Annotated in this window: 17 protein-coding genes; 5 read left to right on the plus strand and 12 right to left on the minus strand. The window is 50.9% G+C overall.

The features are described from left to right. The first annotated feature begins 51 nt into the window (after positions 1 to 51). From MHI42_RS11010 to MHI42_RS11025, 4 genes are all read left to right on the plus strand, one after another. Positions 52 to 1533 carry an efflux RND transporter periplasmic adaptor subunit gene (locus MHI42_RS11010; RefSeq protein WP_342423779.1) on the plus strand — a complete coding sequence of 494 codons (1482 nt, stop codon included), beginning with the start codon at positions 52 to 54 and terminating at the stop codon, positions 1531 to 1533. Beyond that, complete coding sequence (locus tag MHI42_RS11015; RefSeq protein WP_076242620.1) at positions 1530 to 2231, plus strand: ABC transporter ATP-binding protein; 702 nt, start codon at positions 1530 to 1532, stop codon at positions 2229 to 2231. The genes MHI42_RS11010 and MHI42_RS11015 overlap by 4 nt, the downstream gene beginning before the upstream one ends. Next, on the plus strand, positions 2228 to 3400 hold the full coding sequence (locus MHI42_RS11020; RefSeq protein WP_039310234.1) for an ABC transporter permease: 1173 nt from the start codon (positions 2228 to 2230) through the stop codon (positions 3398 to 3400). The genes MHI42_RS11015 and MHI42_RS11020 overlap by 4 nt, the downstream gene beginning before the upstream one ends. A gap of 564 nt (positions 3401 to 3964) precedes the next feature. Beyond that, positions 3965 to 5569: a diguanylate cyclase gene (locus MHI42_RS11025; RefSeq protein ID WP_342423780.1), complete on the plus strand. Its 1605-nt coding sequence runs from the start codon at positions 3965 to 3967 to the stop codon at positions 5567 to 5569. A gap of 70 nt (positions 5570 to 5639) precedes the next feature. Here MHI42_RS11025 and MHI42_RS11030 read toward each other — a convergent pair whose 3' ends face one another. Further along, entirely contained in the window at positions 5640 to 6599 is a 960-nt protein-coding gene (locus MHI42_RS11030) for an alpha/beta hydrolase (RefSeq protein WP_342423781.1), read from the minus strand. Positions 6600 to 6636: 37 nt separating this feature from the next. Beyond that, positions 6637 to 7491, minus strand: a complete 855-nt coding sequence (locus MHI42_RS11035; RefSeq protein WP_342423782.1) for an SDR family oxidoreductase — start codon at positions 7489 to 7491, stop codon at positions 6637 to 6639. 175 nt (positions 7492 to 7666) lie between these two features. On the opposite strand from MHI42_RS11035, the gene MHI42_RS11040 reads away from it, so the two are divergent. After that, entirely contained in the window at positions 7667 to 8044 is a 378-nt protein-coding gene (locus tag MHI42_RS11040; protein ID WP_342423783.1) for a MerR family transcriptional regulator, read from the plus strand. A gap of 83 nt (positions 8045 to 8127) precedes the next feature. Here MHI42_RS11040 and pulA read toward each other — a convergent pair whose 3' ends face one another. The 10 genes from pulA to MHI42_RS11090 all read right to left on the minus strand — a co-directional run bounded on the left by pulA (position 8128) and on the right by MHI42_RS11090 (position 21718). Then, the gene (pulA, locus tag MHI42_RS11045) at positions 8128 to 10530 is read right to left on the minus strand and encodes a type I pullulanase (protein ID WP_342423784.1); all 2403 of its coding nucleotides are present in this window, start codon (positions 10528 to 10530) and stop codon (positions 8128 to 8130) included. A 411-nt stretch (positions 10531 to 10941) separates the two neighbouring features. Continuing rightward, complete coding sequence (gene tnpB, locus MHI42_RS11050) at positions 10942 to 12015, minus strand: IS200/IS605 family element RNA-guided endonuclease TnpB (protein ID WP_342423785.1); 1074 nt, start codon at positions 12013 to 12015, stop codon at positions 10942 to 10944. Positions 12016 to 12024: 9 nt separating this feature from the next. Next, the gene (tnpA, locus tag MHI42_RS11055; protein WP_156123092.1) at positions 12025 to 12423 is read right to left on the minus strand and encodes an IS200/IS605 family transposase; all 399 of its coding nucleotides are present in this window, start codon (positions 12421 to 12423) and stop codon (positions 12025 to 12027) included. A gap of 154 nt (positions 12424 to 12577) precedes the next feature. After that, positions 12578 to 13819 (minus strand): MFS transporter, encoded by a 1242-nt coding sequence (locus MHI42_RS11060; protein WP_342423786.1) that lies wholly within the window; start codon positions 13817 to 13819, stop codon positions 12578 to 12580. Positions 13820 to 14000: 181 nt separating this feature from the next. Next, complete coding sequence (gene ptsP, locus MHI42_RS11065) at positions 14001 to 15713, minus strand: phosphoenolpyruvate--protein phosphotransferase (protein ID WP_171718870.1); 1713 nt, start codon at positions 15711 to 15713, stop codon at positions 14001 to 14003. Continuing rightward, positions 15706 to 15981, minus strand: coding sequence for an HPr family phosphocarrier protein (locus tag MHI42_RS11070; RefSeq protein WP_039309348.1), 276 nt, complete (start codon positions 15979 to 15981; stop codon positions 15706 to 15708). The genes ptsP and MHI42_RS11070 overlap by 8 nt, the downstream gene beginning before the upstream one ends. Before the next feature lie 98 nt (positions 15982 to 16079). Continuing rightward, complete coding sequence (gene ptsG / locus MHI42_RS11075; RefSeq protein WP_171718869.1) at positions 16080 to 18137, minus strand: glucose-specific PTS transporter subunit IIBC; 2058 nt, start codon at positions 18135 to 18137, stop codon at positions 16080 to 16082. Between the two features lie 241 nt (positions 18138 to 18378). After that, a complete protein-coding gene (locus MHI42_RS11080) occupies positions 18379 to 19257 on the minus strand; it encodes a PRD domain-containing protein (RefSeq protein WP_076242614.1) in 879 nt (292 codons plus the stop codon). A 141-nt stretch (positions 19258 to 19398) separates the two neighbouring features. Continuing rightward, positions 19399 to 21027 carry a hypothetical protein gene (locus MHI42_RS11085; RefSeq protein ID WP_342423787.1) on the minus strand — a complete coding sequence of 543 codons (1629 nt, stop codon included), beginning with the start codon at positions 21025 to 21027 and terminating at the stop codon, positions 19399 to 19401. Beyond that, positions 21011 to 21718 (minus strand): ABC transporter ATP-binding protein, encoded by a 708-nt coding sequence (locus tag MHI42_RS11090; RefSeq protein WP_042234087.1) that lies wholly within the window; start codon positions 21716 to 21718, stop codon positions 21011 to 21013. The genes MHI42_RS11085 and MHI42_RS11090 overlap by 17 nt, the downstream gene beginning before the upstream one ends. Between the last annotated feature and the right edge of the window lie 47 nt (positions 21719 to 21765).

Consider the following 21765-nt stretch of genomic DNA (forward strand, 5'->3'; position numbering starts at 1 on the left):
TCTCAGGTACACCTGGCCCCTTATATTATTTGAGTAAGATGGAGGATCGGAATGAAAAAGAAGAAGAAGATGATTATCGCCTCAGCCGTTGTTGTTATTGCTATTGCAGGTATTCTGGGCTATGTATTATGGCCGGATCAGAACCCGCAGGTCAAAGCCGCTCCCATGAACACCTCTATGGTGACCAAGGGAAATATCCTCGTTGGTGTCTCCGGCTCCGGTTCCGTTTCGGCAATCAACAGTGAGAGCATCCGCACCAAAGAAGCCGGTGAAGTGGATACAGTCATGGTTAAAAAAGGCGATGTCGTCAAAAAAGGCGATGTGCTGATTACCTTTGTGGCGGGCGATTTCGACGACAAGCTGAAGGAAGCCAACAAATCGCTGGAGAACCTCAAAACAGAGCTTACGAACAAGCAGGAAAACTACAAAACGATCGCGATGAATAATGCTACAGATGAAGAGCTGGAATCGGCAAAATCAGCCATTGATAAAGCCAAAAGCGATATTGCCGATCAGCAGGATTCCATTGCTGCCATCTATGAGGATATGGTTCCGCCAGATCCGTTAACGGCTCCTATCGACGGAACGATTACAGCTGTAAATATTACGGACGGCGAACAGGCTCAGAATGGTACAGAGCTGTTCACCATGACTGACTACGTTAATTTGAGCGTAACTGTACAGGTGGATGAACTGGATATTCCTCAGATCAAGCTGGATCAAGTATCAACGATTACGCTGGATGCGCTTGAGGATAAAGAGTTTGCCGGCAAGGTTATTGATATCGCCAAGGAAGGAACCTCCTCAAACGGCGTCTCCCTGTTCAATGTCACTGTAGGCTTGAATAACTCTGAGGGAGTACTGGTCGGCATGTCCGCAGAAGTGGCGATTACCATTGAAGAGAAAAATGATATTCTGACCGTGCCGATCGAGGCGGTATCCGAAGTGAACGGCAAATATTACGTGAATGTACCTGTGACCGAAGGCGGGGAATCTGCGGCAACGGACAGCGGTGCGGCTGGCGGCCAGGCTCCGGGCGGTGATGCGGCTGGCGGTCAGGCTCCGGGCGGTGATGCGGTAGGCGGGCAAGCTCCGAGCGGTGACACAGCGGGCGGCCCTCCGAGCGGTGAATGGCAAGGCGGAGAAGGCCAGAGCGGCGGCCGGGGCATGCGCAGCGGCGGTTACGGCGGCGGTGGTAGTGGCGGCTACGGCGGAGGCGAGTTTCCGGGCGGCGCATCCGGCGGCAGAACCGCAGCAAGCTCAGCATCCGGCCAGAAACGGGTTGCCGTTGAGGTTGGTATTCATAATGAGAGCAATATCGAAATTGTGAGCGGCTTGAATGAAGGTGATGAAGTGATCATTCCAACTGTGATCTCAACAGGCAACACATCCACCCAGCAGACACAGATGCAAGGCGGTATGGGCGGCAGCTTCGGCGGCGGCGGAATGACCGGCGGCTTCACTGGCGGCGGTGCTGGCGGCGGAATGACGGGCGGCGGCGGAGGCTTCTCCGGAGGCGGTGGCGGACGATGAGCACCTCCGAACCGTTAATCCGGGTTCAGAACATGCAGCACAGCTATACCATGGCCGGAGAATCAATGGCGATCCTCAAGGGCCTGACCTTCAACATCGATTACGGTGAGTTTGTTGCGATCATCGGACCCTCAGGCTCGGGCAAGTCGACCCTGATGAACATGCTGGGGTGCCTGGATGTTGCGAATGAAGGTGATTATTTCCTGGACGGCCAGGAAATCCGCAAGCTGTCAGACAACAAGCTGGCCCAGATCCGCAATGAGAAAATCGGCTTTATCTTTCAGAACTTCAATCTGCTGCCGAAATTATCGGCAGTAGAGAATGTGGAGCTGCCCCTTATCTACCGGGGAATGTCTCACCGGGAACGCCGAGAGGTTGCCCGCAATGCTCTGGTCAGGGTAGGCCTGGAGAGCAGAATTGATCATCGTCCGTCCGAGCTGTCGGGAGGCCAGCAGCAGCGTGTGGCCATCGCCCGCGCCCTTGCCGGCACCCCTCCTATCCTGCTTGCCGATGAACCGACTGGTGCGCTTGATTCCAAGACAGGCAAGGAAGTTCTGGAGATGATCAAGGCGCTTAATGAACAGGGACATACTATTATTCTAATCACGCATGACCTCGAAATCGCCGAGCAGGCCAAACGGATTATCCGGATTCAGGACGGGGATCTCGTTGAGGATCGGAAGGTGTCCCACTCATGATGCTGTATCAGAGCATGAAAATGGCTTTTAAAAGTATTCTCAGCAGTAAAATCAGAGCCTTCCTCACGATGCTGGGCATCATTATCGGTGTATCCTCCGTAATCGCCCTCGTCTCGGTAGGACAGGGAACGACTTCGCAGATTACGGAATCTTTAAGCTCTCTTGGAACCAACCAGCTGACGGTTAACATTATGGGACGCGGGGCAACGACTTCCTTAACCTACGAGGAAGCTCTGGCACTTGGAGAGATTGAAGGGGTGGAGAATGTATCTCCCGTAATCACGGGGAATGTTACCGCCAAGAATGGGACCGAGAACGTTTCAGTATCCGTAGAAGGGATAACACCTGCCTATGAGGAGGTCCAGGATTTCCATGTGCAATCCGGACGGTTTCTGCTGGAGATTGATACAGATTACCGTCAAAAGGTAGCCTTGATCGGAACAGATACGGCTGAGGATCTGTTCGGCACGGATGATCCTGTGGGCCAAAAGGTACAGCTCAACGGAAGCAGCTTCAAGATCGTCGGTCTGCTGGAGAGCAAAGGCTCAACCAGCGGCGGCTCCAGCGACGAGAAGATTCTGATTCCTATTTCAACCGCTGAACGGTTCCTGCAGAGTAAGGGGGTCCGCTCGATTACCATCACAACTACTTCCAACGATAATGTGGAGGATGTAAAGACCGAGCTGGAGTCTACGCTCGATGCCAAATTCAGCGGTGCGGAGAACTCCTACTCTGTCTTCGATTCTCAGGAAATGCTGGAAACGGTAAACGAGACCAGTGATACGCTCTCTATGGCACTTGGCGGCATTGCCGGCATTTCCCTGTTCGTCGGCGGCATAGGAATCATGAATATCATGATTGTCTCCGTTAACGAGCGGACGCGGGAGATCGGAATCCGCAAAGCGATCGGGGCCAAAAAAATCAACATCATGATGCAGTTCATGATTGAGTCTGTAGTCTTAAGCGGAACAGGGGGCCTGATCGGAGTCGGGTTGGGGCTTGGTGCCAGCTGGGCCGTGGGGAAATATACAACCATGAATGTGGCGACATCCTGGAACATGGTCCTGATCTCCTTCACATTCTCCCTGATCATCGGGGTTGTCTTCGGTATGATCCCGGCTAACAAGGCAGCCAGAATGCGGCCTATCTACGCGCTGCGAAACGATTAGCATTCCTGTATTAACGAGCCTTATATCTTATTTACTCCATCCGTCCGTCTCATCTTTGGTTGAGGCTGGCGGATTTTCCTGTTCCATCCAACCCTTCCGGGTAAACTGTAGCCGTTTCAGCAAAATTAACTTTTAATTGATCCCGGGAGGGTATCGTTTGCAATAAATGTGGGTAATAGGTCTCAAGGGTAGAATACTTATAGTAGTCAGTTATACATAAATCTTCGTATAAGTAGCACGTGATATGTCTCAAGCAATTTCCTTCCCGGTTTCCCGGTTCGCTTGACGACCCGTAAATCCGGCAGCAGGAGATGATGAGGCTTATTATTTTTTTCAGCAATTGCTCTGCATGAAGGTAGTCCTATATACTGGTGAAAAGAAAACGCGGTTAAACCGGGATTTTTTCTTTCATTTCCCTCCTTCTTCCCCTGCTTTTAGGACTCGCTAACATAAACTCTCTTTATCATGCCAGCAAACAGCCATTTGCCGCATAAGGATAAGTTCCGCATGCACCCAAGGTACACCAATGAGATTCGCAAAGTTCTATGCGGGGAGAGGATGACAGTGGCAGTTTTTTCCGAAATCACAAGTACACGCAGATTAATCCTATTATTCACCTCCATCTCCGTTCTTCTGGTTGGCGTCAGCGTTGCCTCCCTGTTATATCTGAATTATACAATGAATAAACTATCGGATTCCTTATACAGTGATGTATACCAGAACTCCGAGCTCTTGCTGAATGCCGACCGCGATCTTCATCAGTCTGCCATCGCGCTCCAGACTTCGCTCAGCGGCAATATAACCGATGCGCAGCGCAGTGTGCTCTCGCAGGAGTTCGAGGACAATAATGCCCAGGCGCAGCAGCGGGTCAGTACTGCCCGTTATAATCTGGATTCTGTAGAGAGTCCATACAATGGAATGAAGCAGAGTGAGCTCCTGCTGGGTGAGCTGAGAAGCGAGCTGGAGCAGTTCGAGACCTCACTAGAGCTCTGGAAGGATAGCGGAAGGGAACTGATCTCGCAGCGGGTCCAGAGTGATTGGAACCCCGCGGCCTACTCCCCGCTGGCCGTTCATACCCAGCTCACCCAGGTAAGGGGGACGCTGGATACCGCCGAGGGTCTGATTGACAGCTATGCCCGGCAGGTTATTCTCGAGTTCAAGAATCTGAAAAGCTCGCTGTTTGCCGTCTATTCAGTATTCCTGTTCCTGCTGGTCCTGGTTATTATTTATCTCTGCCGCAGACTCATCTCATTGCAGAATGAAATGCTGGAAGAGAAATCACTATACCAGCTGATCGGCGAAACCATGTCCGATTTCATTATTTTGACCGATCACAATGGCCTGATCCTGTACGCATCCCCATCACATTCAAGTGTACTTGGGTATGTTCCAAGCAAGGGCGCCCCTCTCTCCAATTATATCCGCGAAGCCGAGATCTCCTGGGCCAAGCTGAAGAGTGTCGTTCAGGCTTCACCGCGGATTTCCGAGCTGCGTATGCGTTCGGCAGAAGGGCACTGGGTATGGCTGGAGACCAAAGTCACACCTATTCCGGGAAGCCGGGCTTTCCCTGCACAATTCATGCTGGTATCGCGTGAGATTACCCAGCGCAAGCAATATGAGGAACGGCTGCACAAGCTGGCCTTCTATGATCATTTGACTGCCATTCCCAACCGGGCCCATTTCAAAATGTACATGGAGAACCTGATTAACCAGCCGGAGGAGCGCCGGCAGGAGATTGCCGTAGCCCTGCTGGATTGCGACCGGTTCAAGCAGCTGAATGATACGCTGGGCCATCTGGCAGGCGATGAATTCCTGCAGTTGCTCTCACGGGAGCTGCAGCAGACCGTTAAGGGCTCAGGCCAGGCGTTCCGCATCGGCGGTGATGAATTCGCGGTGGTACTGCACCGGTTCACAAGTCCGGAAATGCTAGATGAAATGCTGGCGCGTCTGCTCCAGCTGTTCAATAAATCCTGGTCGGTCAACAAGGGCTCCAGCTTCCATACCTCTGCCAGCATTGGTGTAGCCCTCTATCCGCAGCATGGCAGCAGCATCAATGATCTGCTCCGCGCCGCCGATCTGGCCATGTACCGCTCCAAGAATCATGGCGGCAATGAGGCCAATCTGTACAGCGAGAATGTGGATGAAAAATACACCCGACAGCCGAAATAGCTTAAGCCCTTAGATAGAGGGGGCGCATTCCTTAGCGAATGCGCCCCCTCTATCTGTTATGCTGAAGAAATCAGCTGTTCATTTGTATTTTGTATAAGGCATGTTTTAAAGCTGTGCAATATTCTTGCACAACTCTTTGGCTGATCTCCGCAGAAGGAAAGTATTCTTCGAACCCATGAAAACATCCGGGGTACAAATGAAATTCTGTCGGCACACCCGCCTGCGTAAGCCTTAATACATACTGAATGGTTTCATCGCGAAACGGATCTAAGTCACCGACGCAGGTGTATGTGGGCGGAAGTCCTGACAAATCGGCTGCCCGTGCCGGAGCGGCATACGGGGATTCTTGGCCTTGTTCTCCTAAGTACATTTCCCAAGCCAATTGGCTTTTGGCCCTGTTCCATACTCTGTCATCCGTTATTTCGTTACTGGACCTTGTAAGGAGCTGATCGTCAAGCATCGGATAGAGGGGCATTTGAAACATAATCGGAGGGCCGTTTCTATCTCTTGCCAGCAGGGAGAGAGCAGCCGTTAATCCGCCGCCGGCGCTTGGGCCGAATACTGCGATTCTGGATGAATCGCTTCCCAGTGATTCTGCGTTTTCGGAGAACCAGGTGAGTGCAGCATAGCAATCTTCAAGAGGAGCCGGGAACGGATGCTCCGGAGCCAGCCGGTAATCCACAGAAACGATGACACAGTCGAGCTCCGATACCAGCTGCTGCAGGGTAAAGTCCATCATATCGGCGGACCCCAGAATATATCCTCCACCGTGAATATATAAGGCACCCGGGAGAGTTTGATTTTTCACTCTGGGCTCGTATATTTTAATACGGACCTCCGGCTCCCCTTCTGCACCCGGAACCTTTCTTTCTGAGATCAGCACTTCATCATTAAAGGGCAGAGATGCCGCCATTCCGGCAGTAAACTCCTGCATCTCTTTCCTCTGGGCTGCCAAATTCTCTCGCGTATATACAACTTTTGGTAGAGCAGCAAACATATTTTGAAGTTCCGGATGTACTTTATCCTCCATTGTCCAACCATCCTTTGTGAAGCAGAATTAGTATTCTTTATTGAATGCCGGCTTGTCCTTTTCGCCACGCCGTTTGCCCCAACAGCTCCCGCATGGTCTTCATGTACTTCTCTTCCGACTGGGACCATCTCAATCTTGCTGTTTCTTCAGCGTCCGGACCTGCCAGATAGCGCAGCCGGTCAGACGGATCGCATGCAGCGGCATACACCTGATCTGCAGCGTGATTCTCATCTGAACTCTCAAACGGATAGTCCAGCATACAGTTCATCATATGTTCGTAATAAGGCTGGTACGCTTGCGGAACGGACAGGTTTTGAGTTGCGGCCATGGTGTTCGATGAGAAATTCGTAGTGATCATGGCTCCGGGTTCCACAAGCTTGACGGAGATATTCTGCGATTCCAGCTCGTACGAGAGTGATTCGGACAGCCCCTCAATGGCATGCTTGGTTGAGACATATACGGCCAGAAGCGGGTTGGAGGCAAAGCCTACGTTCGAAGTGATATTGATGATTGTGCCGCCGCCTTCTTCGCGGAAATAAGGGGTGATTGCCTGAATGACGTTCATGACACCGAAGACATTCGTCTCGAAAATCCCGCGGGTAATGTCCATGGGGGTTGCCTCAAATATCGAGAGGATACTGACTCCGGCGTTGTTCACGACGGCGTCGATCCGGCCGAACCTGTTGATCCCTGCCGCAATGGCCGCCTCGATGGAAGCGGGCTTAGTAACATCAAGCCCGGTGACGAAAATCCGTTCGGGATTCTCCTCAGTCAAGCGCTGGTCCGGTTTGCGCATCGTCGCAATCACATTCCATCCTTCCTTCGCAAACTTCTTCGCTGTTGTATTTCCCAGTCCGGTCGAACTCCCGGTGATCAACACTGTTTTGGGCATAGAACATCCTCCTCATTAGTTTGTTGCTGCTCTCTCAGCTTAGCGGATTGAAGCGGCTCTAAGTCAAATCTATCCATTCAAGCCTTTTATATAGGGATAATATGGACTGGAGGCAAGTCCGGATTGTAGAATATACTAGAGTCACTCTAACATTCAATAGGCGGTGAAACATCTTATGGCGTATACGATTAGGGATATCGTTGAGAGAACGGGCATTACCGCATATACATTGCGTTATTATGAGAAGGAAGGCGTATTGCCGGCTGTTGACCGGGATACAAACGGGGTCCGCCAATTCAACGATCACTACATTGAGTGCGTTGAGACGGTTCAGGCTCTTCGTTCGACAGGGCTGCCGCTGTCAGAAATAAAACAATACGTTGAGCTGTACAAACGCGGAGATCCTACACTGCACCTGAGAAAAACGATGCTGTTCACCCAAAAGAGCAAAGTGGAGGAACAATTAACACGGATGATAAAAATGCTGGAAAAGATCAATTACAAGCTCGCCTTAATCGATGCCCAAGAAAACAAGTTTGACAGACTTCCCTGATAAGTGAATTTTCATGGTGTGCCTTATAAAAAAAGCTGATCTGCCGTCCCCCGCGGGACGATACAGATCAGCTCTTATTCTTTTTAACTGGTTCGCTGCAGCGGATCAGCCGCCTCACCGTCGTGCTCCAGCTTACGTTCCCGTATGGTTACTTTCAACACCTGCTCCTCGCTGCCGGAGCAGTCGATGAAGCGGTCTCCGGTACCGTCCTTCTCCTCCCAGTCATTCAGCCGGAGGATGTACCCGATAGACGCTGTGCCTGGCAGCACCTCGATCCGTGCTACTGCTTGACCGTCCTCCATGTGCTGGAAGTCCCGTTGTCCATCCTGAATGCCTGTACCCCATACCCAGAGATTCCAGCCCCGGTAATCGCCGTCCGGACGTTCATAATGAACTTCGACTACCTTGGATCTCGGTTCAGGCTCGCCGTATTTATCGTAGAGCACCATCATCGACAGCCCGGCAACTTCAATACTGCCGTTCTCCGTCTGCCGGAATGCCTCCGCTCCTGCATGGGTATGATCGACAACTATATTCCAGCAGCCGGAGGATTCAGGCAGACACTGGGTTACCGGTCCCATATTTGCATTGTAAATCACGACAATATTATTCCAACCATCGCCGCCGGCATGATTCTTCAGCACATAGGCAATGACTCCGCTGTCACAGCGCAGGAACTCAAGGCTGCGCTCTATCTCCTGACGTCCATGCAGACGGAAAGCCGGATGTCCCCGCCGCAGCTCAATCAGACCTTTGTAATATTGAAAGACGGGAATAAACTTCTTCTTGTTCTCCCAGCGGATGGCATTGATGCAGTCAGGACTGCGGTAGCTGTTATGGTCCCCGTATTTGCTGCGCAGAAGCTCATCCCCGGCGTGCAGGAACGGTATTCCCTGCGAGGTCAGGATGATCCCGTTAGCCAGCAGAGAGCGCCGTACAGTCTCATTCTCCAGCACATCAAGGGTATCAATCGCGAAATACGGGTCAGCCTGCTCCACAGCGGTTTCCAGATCCCCGCCGCTCCGCAGCCTGCCATTCTCAAGCTCCAATAAACGCGCTTCCTGGCGTAATCCCTGGGTAGCCAGAATTTTGTCCCACAGATTGAGATTATCATGTGCTGTTACATAGTTCACTGTCTCTACAGGCGAATCGGTGAACTCATGTATGGCCCCCTTGATCCCGGAAGCAACCGCACCTTCTTTACCGTATTCTCCGGTAGCGAAGCCCTTGCCCCAGCCGTCACTGTCTCCCTTGATGGCAGAGCGGAAGTTATCATTGAAGACGGCATAACCTTTGCCGCGCTGCACACCCTTCAGGGTCTTGGTAGCAAGCGGAGAGTCTCCGCCTGTCCAGGGCTCACCGTAGAGCAGCAGATTCGGATTAATCTCCAGCCGCAGCTCTTCCGTGATCTCGCGCATGGTCACACTGTCCATCAATCCCATCAGATCGAAGCGGAAACCGTCGATATGATACTCTGATGCCCAGTAGGACAAGGAGTCTTTAATATATTTGCGGACCATCGGCTGCTCGGTAGCCAGCTCATTGCCGACACCCGAGCCGTTGGAGAGCCGGCCGCTATAGTCATGGCGGTAGTAATAATCCGGCACAAGCGGCTGGAAGGGTCCTTTTTCTATAGAATACGTATGGTTGTAGACCACATCCATAATGACAGAGATACCACGGCTGTGCAGGGCCTGCACCATCTCCTTGAACTCATGGATACGGGTAGGCGGACTGGCCGGGTCTGTGCTGTATGAGCCTTCAGGCACATTATAGTGCTGGGGGTCATAGCCCCAATTGTAGTCTGTGAATAGAGGAGACCGCGGTGCTTCACCGGGAACCTTCAGCTCATCCACCGTCTGGAAGTCGAATACCGGCAGCAGATGCACATGCGTAATCCCCAGCTCAACCAGATGGTCTATGCCCAGTGCATGACCCGCAGCATCCCGCAGCCCTATCTCAGTGAACGCCTTGAATTTCCCCTTATGGGTAAGACCCGAGCTCTCATGAGCCGAGAAATCACGTACATGCAGCTCATAGATTACAGCATCAGCCGGATGCGGCAGAGCAGGAGAAGTATCCTGATCCCAACCAGCCGGATTCGTATCCTGCAAATCGATGACCGCCGTCCGCACACCATTAGCCGATACAGCCGTTGCATAAGGGTCTGCAGCTTCGTTGATGCTTCCGTCCGCAAATACAGCCCGGTACATATAATACCTGCCCTTAAGATCACCGGAAACCCTGACTTCCCAGATTCCGCCGTCTGAGCGCTGCATATTGATAATCCGTCCGCTGTCCTTGTAATCTCCGGTATGACCGGCTGAGATGCCATTCCCGCCGGTAGCATACAGCACCAGCGATACTGCAAACGCGGTCGGCGCCCAGACTTTAAACATACTGTACTCCGCAGAATACGTTAAGCCAAGGTCTTTGCCTTCATAGGTCTCCATTACTGATTCTGCATTTATATAATTGCTGCTCATTCATATTCACCATCCTAATGCTCTCTGCCATCCGGCCGAAAACTGATCACTCTATTACAACCAAGCTATTTCCACATATCACCAATCTAATACTTGCACAGCTCTGCAAGCGGGTATTGCTGAGAATTCTTACTCACGGTTCATCTTATAATATGTAACATTATGTTCACAGGTTTGGGTTACGGGGTAGAATTGCATCTGCTTGCTATATCCTATATCGGCATGAAGTCCCGGGTATTTAAGCTCATGAGGTAACAGCTGCGAATCTACCCGGAAGTATACTTGTCCTGCAGCCAAATAACAACCGGTGAACTACACACCACCTAAGAGGTGGGTGCTTCTTGGTCAATAGAGCTACTGCTCCAAGTTTACCCAAGCTTATAGGCTAGTTCCTAACCCGCTAAGGGCCATTTACATGGCTAGTTGTAGAAGATTCAGTGCCGCATTCCGGTCTCTGTCATGCTCCGTATGACAGGCAGGGCAGGACCACTCCCGTACGGCTAGGTTCTTTACTTCTGCATTTTTGTAGCCACAGCAGGAACACAATTGACTGCTTGCAAAGTGTTTGGGAGCAATGATTAATTCTCTGCCGTACCATTTCGCTTTGTAGGTCAGCATGTCTCTGAACAGGCTCCAAGACACTTCGGATATGGCTTTGGCTAACTTATGATTCTGCATCATGTTCTTTACACGCAAGTCCTCCATCACGATCACTTGGTTTTCGTTTATCATTTGGGTGGACGTTTTGTGTAAAAAGTCTTTCCGTTGATTCGCTATTTTTTCATGCAGTCTGGCGACCTTCAGCCTTGCTTTATACCGGTTACGGCTCCCTTTCTTCTTTCGTGACAAGTCCTTTTGCAGCTTGGCTAATCGTTGTTCAGACTTCCGCAAGTACTTCGGATTCGGTATGATTTCGCCATGTGAAGGAATCGCAAAGTCTTTCAACCCCAGATCCACACCGATCTTCGTCTCGAGTGGGGGCAATGGCATGATATCCGTTTCCACCAATACGGAAGCGTAATATTTTCCCGTGGGTGTTTTGGAAATGGTGCATGATTTAATACGTCCCTCGAATGGACGGTGCAGCTTGATTTTGATTTTCGTTTTTAGTTTGGGAATTTTGATCCTTCCCTCTGTAATGGCAATGGTTCCCTTCTGGTTATTGGTTGTGAAGCTATGGCTATTCTTCTTCTTGCTCTTGAATTTTGGAAATCCCGCGTTCGGTTCACGGAAAAAATTCTGATAAGCCTTCTCTAAGTGAAGCTGGGCATTGGCTAAGGCTAGACTATCCACTTCTTTCAGCCAGACAAAATCCTTTTTGTATGGCGCAGGTGTCGTTTTGAGCATCGTTTCCGTTTGCTTGTAATGTTCAATCTTATCTGCAAGCATTCGATTGTAGATGAAGCGAACAGCGCCGAATACTTTAGTGAAGTACTGCTCTTGCTCATAGGTGGGATGGATTCGATACTTATAAGCCTTTAACACCTGCCCACCTCATTTCTGACCTTGAGATTCGATGTACTTCCGGATGACTTCAATCGGCGCACCGCCAGTCGTCAGTAGACAATAACTTCTGGACCAGAAATATTCCTTCCACAGCTGTTGACGAATTACAGGAAATTCTTTCTTAATTAGACGGGAGGATGCACTCTTATAAGCGTTCAGAAATTTAGAAATATCGCTATTGGGGTGAGCTTTCATTAGAATGTGAACATGATCCTTGTCATGCTTCCATTCCTGCAGGGTGATATTGTAATTAGGCTGAATAGACTCAAATATCTCTTGTAACCGATTCGAAATGTCATCGTCTATTACTTTTCTGCGGTACTTCACGACTAGAACAAGATGATAATGAAGAGAGAATACTGAATGATTATTTGTGTCTAATTCCACGGATATCACAACCCATTTCATAATACTACTGAATAGTTTTATTGTAATATTTTAGGTTGTATTTGTCTATGAGAAAGACCGCTGACATTCATCCCGCCACTTAGAGAAGTGGGGGAATTCTGACAGCTAACTGTTAAATGTTGTTTTGCTTCCTTTAGCGCTTACGCATGACCTTTCCGAACAGCGCCAGAATTGGAAGCAGCAGGAAGCCAGCAGCCAGAATGGAGGCCCTGATCGAGAAACGGCTGCCAATATAACCAACAACCGGACCGCCTGCGGACTGGCCGAGTGCATCCGATTGGCTAATCATCGACAGGACTGTGGCCCGGTTCCGGCTTGGAAGCTTCGAGTTCAGCCAGGTAGTGTAGATAGGATCGCTCACGGAGCCGGCCACCCCCAGGAGAAGCACCGCAAAGATTGCAGCCGTGAAATTCGGCGCAAGCGCAAGCAGCAGGATGCAGCCCATGCGGATACAGGTAAGTATGAACAATGCGGCAGAGACCTTTCGTTCCAGGAGCAGGTCCATTCTTTTCCCGGCAAAACGCACGGCCAGCATCCCCAACATTGTAGCCGCTGCGCTGATCAGGCCGAACCATACCGCCATTGACACGCGGGCATCCGGGAAGCCGATTTCATCGATCAGGTGGATTTGCCACAGACGGTCATACCCTTCAGACGCAGCCCCGTTAAATAATGTTACAACGGTCAGCAGCAGAAGCAGCGGGTGATGTCTGAGTACGGATACGCCGCTTACCCAGGTCTTGCCCAGTTCACGGATTGGTGAGGTGTGCGGCTCACGCTCCCGCCGGATAAAGCCCGTTTCCTTCATATAACGGATCAATACCAGCCCAAGTATGAAATAGACCGCGCCTCCTGCCAGAAACGGCATATTAGGCGCAAGGAGTGATAATCCTACACTGACAGCAATGCCCAGCAGAGATGCATTTAGCGCAAATACTTTGGAACGCATAAAAATCGCCCCCGTCTGCTCCTCATCCAGCTCGTCTACAATCCAGGCCGTGTCTGCCCCGCTGACAAACGTCCAGCCGATGCCATACAGCATCTGGGACATAAGCAGCCAGGCAAATGCAGGCAGCATGGAGGCCGGATGCATCATCCAGACAATACAGCCTTCCAGTACAAAAGCACTTCCCAGCACGAACATTCCGATAATAACCGACAGCTTACGGCTGTATGTATCTGCTACAACACCTGTAATGCCTTCGAACACTAACACTGTTATCTCCAGAACCGTTCCAACCAGCACCAGCTGAAACGGATTTAACCCTAGCTCAGTGACGTAATAAATGCTGTAGGTTGTAAATATGGTGCTGCCCGCTAATGACATCATAAAAACCATGAACATATACAGCTGCGAGGCATTGAATTTCTGCAAAAATGGTTCCACCCTTCGGAAGTAATGGACTCATTATATATAATGCTGCCGGAATGGGCGGTTCCGTTCTTGCTGAAGTGGATGCATGCTCACAATTCAAAAAAAACCGGCCTCCTGTAACGGAGACCGGCTAAAGTAGTTGGAAAAGTGGAATTGCCTCAAACAGAAAACCAAAAACGAATTAATTCACACGGCTTTGCACAAGTGCGGCTACTTCCTCGGCAGTGCCGAGCTGCAGCGCCTGGGCAGCCATTTCCTTCATGTCAGCAGCAGACAGCTTGGCAATCTGGCTGCGAGCCGGCAGAATGGAGGTTGCACTCATACTGAATTCATCCAGGCCAAGGCCGAGCAGCAGCGGAATCGCTGTAGCGTCGCCGGCCATTTCACCGCACATGCCGGTCCATTTGCCTTCGGCGTGTGCTGCATCAATGACGATTTTGACCAGACGGAGAATCGCCGGGTTATATGGCTGATACAAGTAGGATACCCGTTCATTCATACGGTCCGCAGCCATTGTATATTGGATAAGGTCATTGGTACCGATACTGAAGAAATCCACTTCTTTGGCGAACTGGTCAGCCAGTACAGCTGTCGAAGGAATCTCAACCATGATACCCAGCTGGATGTTATCGGATACTTCCTTGCCTTCTTCACGCAGCTTGACCTTCTCTTCCAGCAGCAGATCACGGGCTGCACGGAATTCGCCAAGAGTCGCGATCATCGGGAACATAATCCGCAGGTCACCGTGGGCACTGGCTCTGAGCAGGGCCCGCAGCTGGGTGCGGAAGATATCCTGACGGTCCAGACACAGACGGATGGCACGGAAGCCGAGGAACGGGTTCATTTCCTTCGGCAGATCCAGATAAGGCAGCTCTTTGTCGCCGCCGATATCCAGTGTACGCACAACTACCGGCTTGCCTTGCATGTTCTCAAGCACGCTGCGGTAGGCATTGTATTGAATCTCTTCGGAAGGCAGCTTGTCGCGGCCCATATACAGGAACTCTGTACGGTACAAGCCTACGCCTTCGCCGCCGTTCTCGATTACACCCGTTACATCATTCGGTGTACCAATATTGGCAGCCAGCTCTACATGCTTGCCGTCAGCCGACACGGTTGGTTCGTCGCGGAGCTTTTTCCACTCGGCAATCTGCAGATCATAAGCTTCCTGCTTCGCGGTGTATTCAGCTACTTCAGCTTCAGTAGGGTTAATCAGCACATCGCCGTTCAGACCGTCAACAATGATCAGATCGCCGGCTTTGACGAGAGACAATACGTTCTTAGTTCCTACTACAGCCGGAATTTCCAGGGAACGGGCCATAATCGCGGAGTGGGAAGTACGTCCGCCGATATTGGTCGTGAAGCCCTTTACGAAATTACGGTTAAGCTGCGCTGTATCCGAAGGCGTCAGATCGAGTGCAATAACGATAACCTCTTCACTGATTTCAGCCGGGCTCACATAGTGAATGCCAAGCAGATGGTTCAGTACGCGCTTCGTTACATCACGCATATCGGCTGCGCGCTCCTGCAGGTACGCGCTCTTCATGTTCTGGAACATTTCCACGAATTGATTAGCTACTTCATTCAAGGCATAGTCCGCATTAACCGATTCCTCGCGGATTTTATCCATTACAGGCGTGATCAGCTCAGGATCATCAAGAATCAGCAGATGGGATTCGAAGATCTCTGCTTTCTTCTCACCGAGCTCTGCCAGTGTCCGCTCTTTGATGCTCTGCAGTTCGCCTCTGGATTTGTCCAGGGCGTCAGTCAGCTTCGCAAGCTCAGCGTCCACATCAGTGACCGCTGTTTTGGTAATGGTATAGTCCGGATGTTCCAGGATAAAGGCACGGGCTACTGCAATACCTGCGGAAGCCGCGATTCCTGAAATTTTACTCATGAACTTCTCCCAGCCCTTCTTTAACCATGATTTCCTGCAGTGCGCTGAGGGCTTCAGCTTCTTCACTGCCTTCAGTAATAAGGGTCAGGGTATCTCCTGCTTCAAGGCCCAGGGATAGAACGCCCAAAATGGATTTAAGGGTTACTTTTTTGCCTTTGGCTTCCGCAAAAGCCTCAGTGCCTTTGAATTTTGTAGCTGTATTTACCAGCGCTGTTGCCGGGCGTGCGTGAATTCCATCTTCGTCAATGATTCTGAAAGTTGTTTGCATAATAATATCCAACTCGCTTTCTATTAATTAGGATAGTTGCTTATGGTGAAGGCCGCGCTCCCTTTAATTATAATGGAAGCGCTTCGCCTTTGCACATTTTACTGAATGGTGATGATATCCTTATCGCCGATGGATACTTTGCCCGGTTTCTTCAAAGTGACAGAAGAGCCTTCAGGCAAGTTGGAGAAGATGACCGGAGAAATGACCGAAGGTGCATTGGCCTTCACATACTCCAGATCCACTTCCATAATCGGCTGTCCGGCAGCTACCAGATCGCCTTCTTCTACAAGAACCGTGAAGCCCTGGCCCTTAAGCTTAACGGTATTGACACCGATATGCACGAGCACTTCCTTGCCGCCGTCGGACATAATGCCGATCGCATGCTTGCTCGGGAAGACATTGAACACCTTGCCGTATACCGGCGAAGCAATCTTGCCGTCATCGGACAGGAAGGCAAAGCCGTCACCGGTCATTTTTTGCGAGAAGACCGCATCAGGAACCAGTGTAATATCCATCAGCTCACCGTTTACAGGGGATACGATATCCTCAGCGATAATAGCCTCACCCTGCTCGCCGGCCTGCTTCTCAAGCTCCGGCTTCGGCGCTACGGGAGCAGCAGCCGGTGTTCTTCCGTTCATGACATCCTGAATCTGCGATTTGATGGTGTCCGAACGGGTTCCGAAGATCGCCTGTACGTTGTTACCCACTTCCAGAACTCCAGAAGCACCCAGCTTCTTCAGCCGGTTCTTATCAACGCCCGCTTTATCCTTGACTTCAACACGAAGACGGGTGATGCAGGCATCCAGATGCGTGATATTCTCTTTGCCGCCCAGGGCGGACAGAATGTTGCGCGGCAGATCGTCGCCCGACTTCGATACGCTCTCTGTGCTCATTTCTTCCTCGTCGTCAGATGCATCTTCGCGGCCCGGAGTCTTGAGGTTGAACTTGCGGATCACGAAGCGGAATCCGAAGTAGTAAATCACCGCGAGCACCAGACCTACCGGAATAACCAGCCACCAGGCTGTACGGTTCGGAATGACGCCGAACAGCACATAGTCGATGAAACCGCCGGAGAAGGTCATACCGATTTTGACATTAAGGATGTGCATGGTCATGAAGGAAAGACCTGCAAATACCGCATGTACAGCGAACAGCAGCGGAGCCACGAACAGGAATGAGAATTCCAGCGGCTCGGTAATACCTGTCAGGAACGAAGTCAGCGCTGCGGAAATCATCAAGCTTCCGACAACCCGTCTGTTCTCAGGTTTGGACTCATGATAGATCGCCAGGGCGGCTGCCGGAAGTCCGAACATCATGAACGGATATTTACCAGTGGTAAATGTACCGGCTGTGAAATCCACACCGTCACGAAGCTGCTGCATGAAGATCCGCTGGTCACCACGGACCAGATCTCCTGCCTTGTCCACATAACTTCCGAATTCATACCAGAACGGCGAATAGAAGATATGGTGCAGGCCGAAAGGAATCAGGGAACGCTCGATGACCCCGAAGATAAAGGCCGACAGCGTCAGGTTGGTGTTGATCATACTCTGCGATACATAGTTCAGGCCGTGCTGGATCGGCGGCCATACCAGTGTGAGCGCAAGACCGAGAATCAGGGAAGTTACCGCAGTCATAATCGGTACGAAACGTTTACCCGCGAAGAAGCCGAGATAGGACGGCAGCTCTATACGGAAGAACCTTTTGTACATGGATGCGGCCAATATCCCCACCAGGATACCACCGAACACCCCTGTCTGCAACGTAGGAATCCCCAGCACGCTGGAGTAGGCGAAATCTTTCCAGGTCAGGACGTAGGCGTTGACGCCAACAACCGTACCCATGGTTACGTTCATAACCAGGAATCCGATGATAGCTGCCAGACCCGCTACACCTTCACCTCCGGCCAGCCCGATGGCTACGCCGACTGCGAACAGCAAGGAGAGATTATCAAATACAATTTGCCCCGAGTTCATCAATACGGTAGCAATAGCTTGAACTACATGATTTTCCAGTGCCGGCACATACTGCAGGAAATCCGGATTAACTAGCATGTTCCCGATTCCGAGCAGCAGTCCCGCTGCAGGCAGAATGGCAACTGGCAGCATTAGCGCTTTACCGACTCTCTGCAAAACGCCGAATAACTTTTTGAACATTGAGGTCACTTCCTAATCCTAAATTTCATTCAAAACAGAAGCCAAAAAAGGCATGAGCAATACAGCACACAGATTGTCGTCTAACGCTAACGTTAGAGTACCCCGAGTTGGGGCAAGACAACCATAATACTGTAAATCACTCATGCCTGATCGTATCAGTTACACGTTTGTATTCTGTTTTGTTAATAACAGGGATCATTGTAGCACCGATAATTTGAAGTTGCAAGCATTAATTAACAGGCTAAATGCTGTCCTGCTGTTCCATACCGGATTCATCTTCCTTCTTCTGGGCAAGACGCTGCAGATGAATCGTCAGATAACTCACCTCGGCAGGATATACCGGGATATGCACGCGCTGTTCGATAACCTTGGTCAGCTTCCAGGCAAGCATGTACATCTCGGGATATTCACGTTTCATCAGCCCGTCAAGGGACGAAGTCTCACGTACAGTCTCCCCCCGGCGCAGCCTCTCCAGCACAAAACGCAAATGAGTCACCAGACGTGAATAGTCCAGGGAATCACGCGGAATGCGGTATTCGAGGTTATCCTCCACCAGTCCCACCATGTCCCCGATCAGCTGCGAATGCTGCTTAACCTCCGAGATATGCCGGTTGCTGAGTGCACTGACAATGTGAAGCGCCACAAATCCGATCTCATCCGGCGGCAGTGAAACCTTCATGGCTTCGTTAATCCGGTCCACTGCATATTCGGCCAGCCTGTATTCCTCCGGATAGATCTCCCGGGTCTCGTACAGAAAAGGATTATGTATGGCTATATGCTGTTCACTCCTGCGGATGGCAAAGGAAATATGGTCTGTGAGCGCGATATGGATATGCTCGTTAAGCGCCTGCCGGCTGCTCTGCATAATATGCAGTACAATCTCCTGGACCACCTCAATCAGCTTCTCGTCCACCTGGGGCACAAGCTGCTTATACTGCTCCTGCTCCTCCTGGCTCCGCAGGATGAACATTTTTTCCACAGAAGAGAGGTTGATCCGGTCCCGTGTCTTACGGTTGAAGCCGATACCCTTGCCAATGACCACTACCTCGGCATACTGGGGATGCTCGGCAATGATAACGTTGTTATTGAGTACCTTGGCCACTGTTATGCTGCTGCTCAAATGCGACACCTCTTTTAATTCTGAATACCCGATCTATTAAGGCAGCACGATACACGTATCAGCATGTGAAAATTAACCTTGAACTACTATCATAACATCAAGAATCTCAAATTAGAAGTGTGCGGCAAAGAGCCAGGAGTCTCATTTCACCCGAAACGTCCGGCCTGAGAATTTGTAGACCAATATCAGGGCCGCCAGCATATAGACAACAGCAGAGAGTACTACGATAAAAGCAAAAATCCCTGGCTCGCTCTTGAACTGTATGGCTATAAAACCGGCTGCCAGCACGATACTGTTCACAATTGTAAAGAACGGATTCTTCACATTCAGCTCGGTACTGTACGGCTGGAAGATGTAATACATGAACAGATGATGCACTGAGAAGAACAGGGACAGTGCCACAATCGTCACGCAAAAGATAACCGCATCCGCCGCGCCCCAGCTCTCACCCGACAGCAGGATCAGCAGATTCACTCCCAGGCAGATCGCTGCCGCCGGAATCAGATTAAGCAGGCTGATGCGCAACAGCCGAATCCGGAAGTTGCTCAGGATCGCCGACTGTTCACGGTAGAACCCGTAACGCAGCAGACTGAGATCACAGTTGTAGAACATAGCCTTGCAGACACGTTCACCGATGGAAGTGTAATTCATAAGGATCAGAAAGGTCGGCAAAGCACTGATCAGATAATGAGCCATTCTGTTAAAAGCTGCTTGCGAGAACAGCAGCGTCAGCAAGGCAGCTGCGAAGAGTGCTCCAATAATTACCAGACGACGCTGCACTGGATGAATGAGTAACCGCCGGTGGCGCGAGAAAAAAATCGCATTCAGATAAGCATACCCGCTTTTGCCTGCGAATTGTCCGGGGTTCAGCTGCTCCGCCGTGTACTGCTGCTCCCGGGTTGCGACATCCTTCACCCGTGCCTCCTTCATCATGCGTCCCATATCCAGCAGCGGATCATCAATTTTGGTAACGGCATCCACTGCATTGCGGTAATCCGGATAACGGGCGATGTAGACCGCACATAAGGCTCCCAGCACAGTCACACCAAGCACCAGAGGCAGACTGAACAACATGGAACTGTCCACCACCGCAAAACCCGTGAGCAGAGGTACATAAGCCAGCAGGTAACCTACACCAATGGCGGTCCAGACCCAGCTTGTTTTTTTGACAACCACAATGCCGTATTTATCAAAAACCCACAAATGCAGGGCCTCGCAGGCAATACGCCAGAAGGTCAGCAGCAGAGCAAGAACACCTCCCTGCCACAGCGGAGCCCCCAGAAGATTCCCGAAGACCATCATCGCCGGGATAAACGTAACCGCAAAGCTGATCCCGCGCAGCGTCAGCGTAACACGCATATATCTCTCCGCGGGGAGCCTCATCAGCTTAACGAAGATATACTTGTCCCGTTTGGGCTCCAGAATAACCGCGCTGGAAACTGCAGCGACCAGAAAGCTTAAACAGAGCAGGACCTGAAGGTACAGCTGATATTGTGCTGAAAGCGTTAATGTTAATTCACTGCCTGCAAGCTTGACGGGCAAATAGACCATAAGCCCCAAATAGGCAAACTTGGACAAGAAAGCCCAGATGGCTTTGAGGATATAGACAATTACCGATAAAGTCCGCTTAAGCGACGTCTCGGCATAGGCCGAGGCCGGTAACAGCTCGCCGATAACGGGGATTTTTCTGAAATAGAACATCAGCCGGTTAGCGCCGGACATCCCGCGAATCTCCATGATCGCCTTCAGCGTGCTAATCATGGTCTCCATCCTTCAGCAGCGCGATAATCTGCTCCTCGAATTCCGGACTGCGCAGCGTTTCCGCGGGAATCTCACGGAGTGAGCCATTATTCAGAATCACCAGCTCATCACAGAGATCGGCAGCCAGCTGCAGAATATGGGTGGAGAAAATAATAATATGCTTCTGCTTCATCTCACGCAGCAGCTTCTTGATCTCCAGCGCCACCACTACATCAAAGGAGGTCAGCGGCTCATCCAGCAGAATTAGCGGCGGCCGGGAAATGATGAAGCAGAGCATCTGGATTTTGTTCTTCATCCCGTGGGAGTAGCCTTTGATCAGGCGGTGGCGGTCCTCCTCCTCAAAACGGATGATATCAAAATACTCTTCGATACTTCTGCCCGGTTCAATTTTATCCTTGTTGATATCCATGTAGAACTTCACGAACTCATAACCCGTTAAGAAATCCGGCAGAATCGGCAGGGAAAAGACGTAGCCGATCTCCTCTTCGCGAAGCGGAAGACTCACTTCCTCCCGCCGCAGGAAAGCCCCGCCGCTGTCCATGCGTATCTCACCGCTGAGGCAGTTGAACAGTGAGGTTTTGCCGGCACCGTTGCGTCCCAGGAGCCCGTAAATCTTGCCTTGCTCGAAGGTGAAGTCAATTCCCTTCAGCACTTCCTTACCGTCAAAGCTCTTGCGTATATTATCCAAAATGAGCTCCATGCCTGCACCTCCGTTTCCTATCGCCGTAATTCTATAAAAAAGGTATG

The sequence above is a fragment of the Paenibacillus sp. FSL E2-0178 genome, assembly GCF_038593005.1.
GTDB lineage: Bacteria > Bacillota > Bacilli > Paenibacillales > Paenibacillaceae > Paenibacillus_AQ > Paenibacillus_AQ phytohabitans.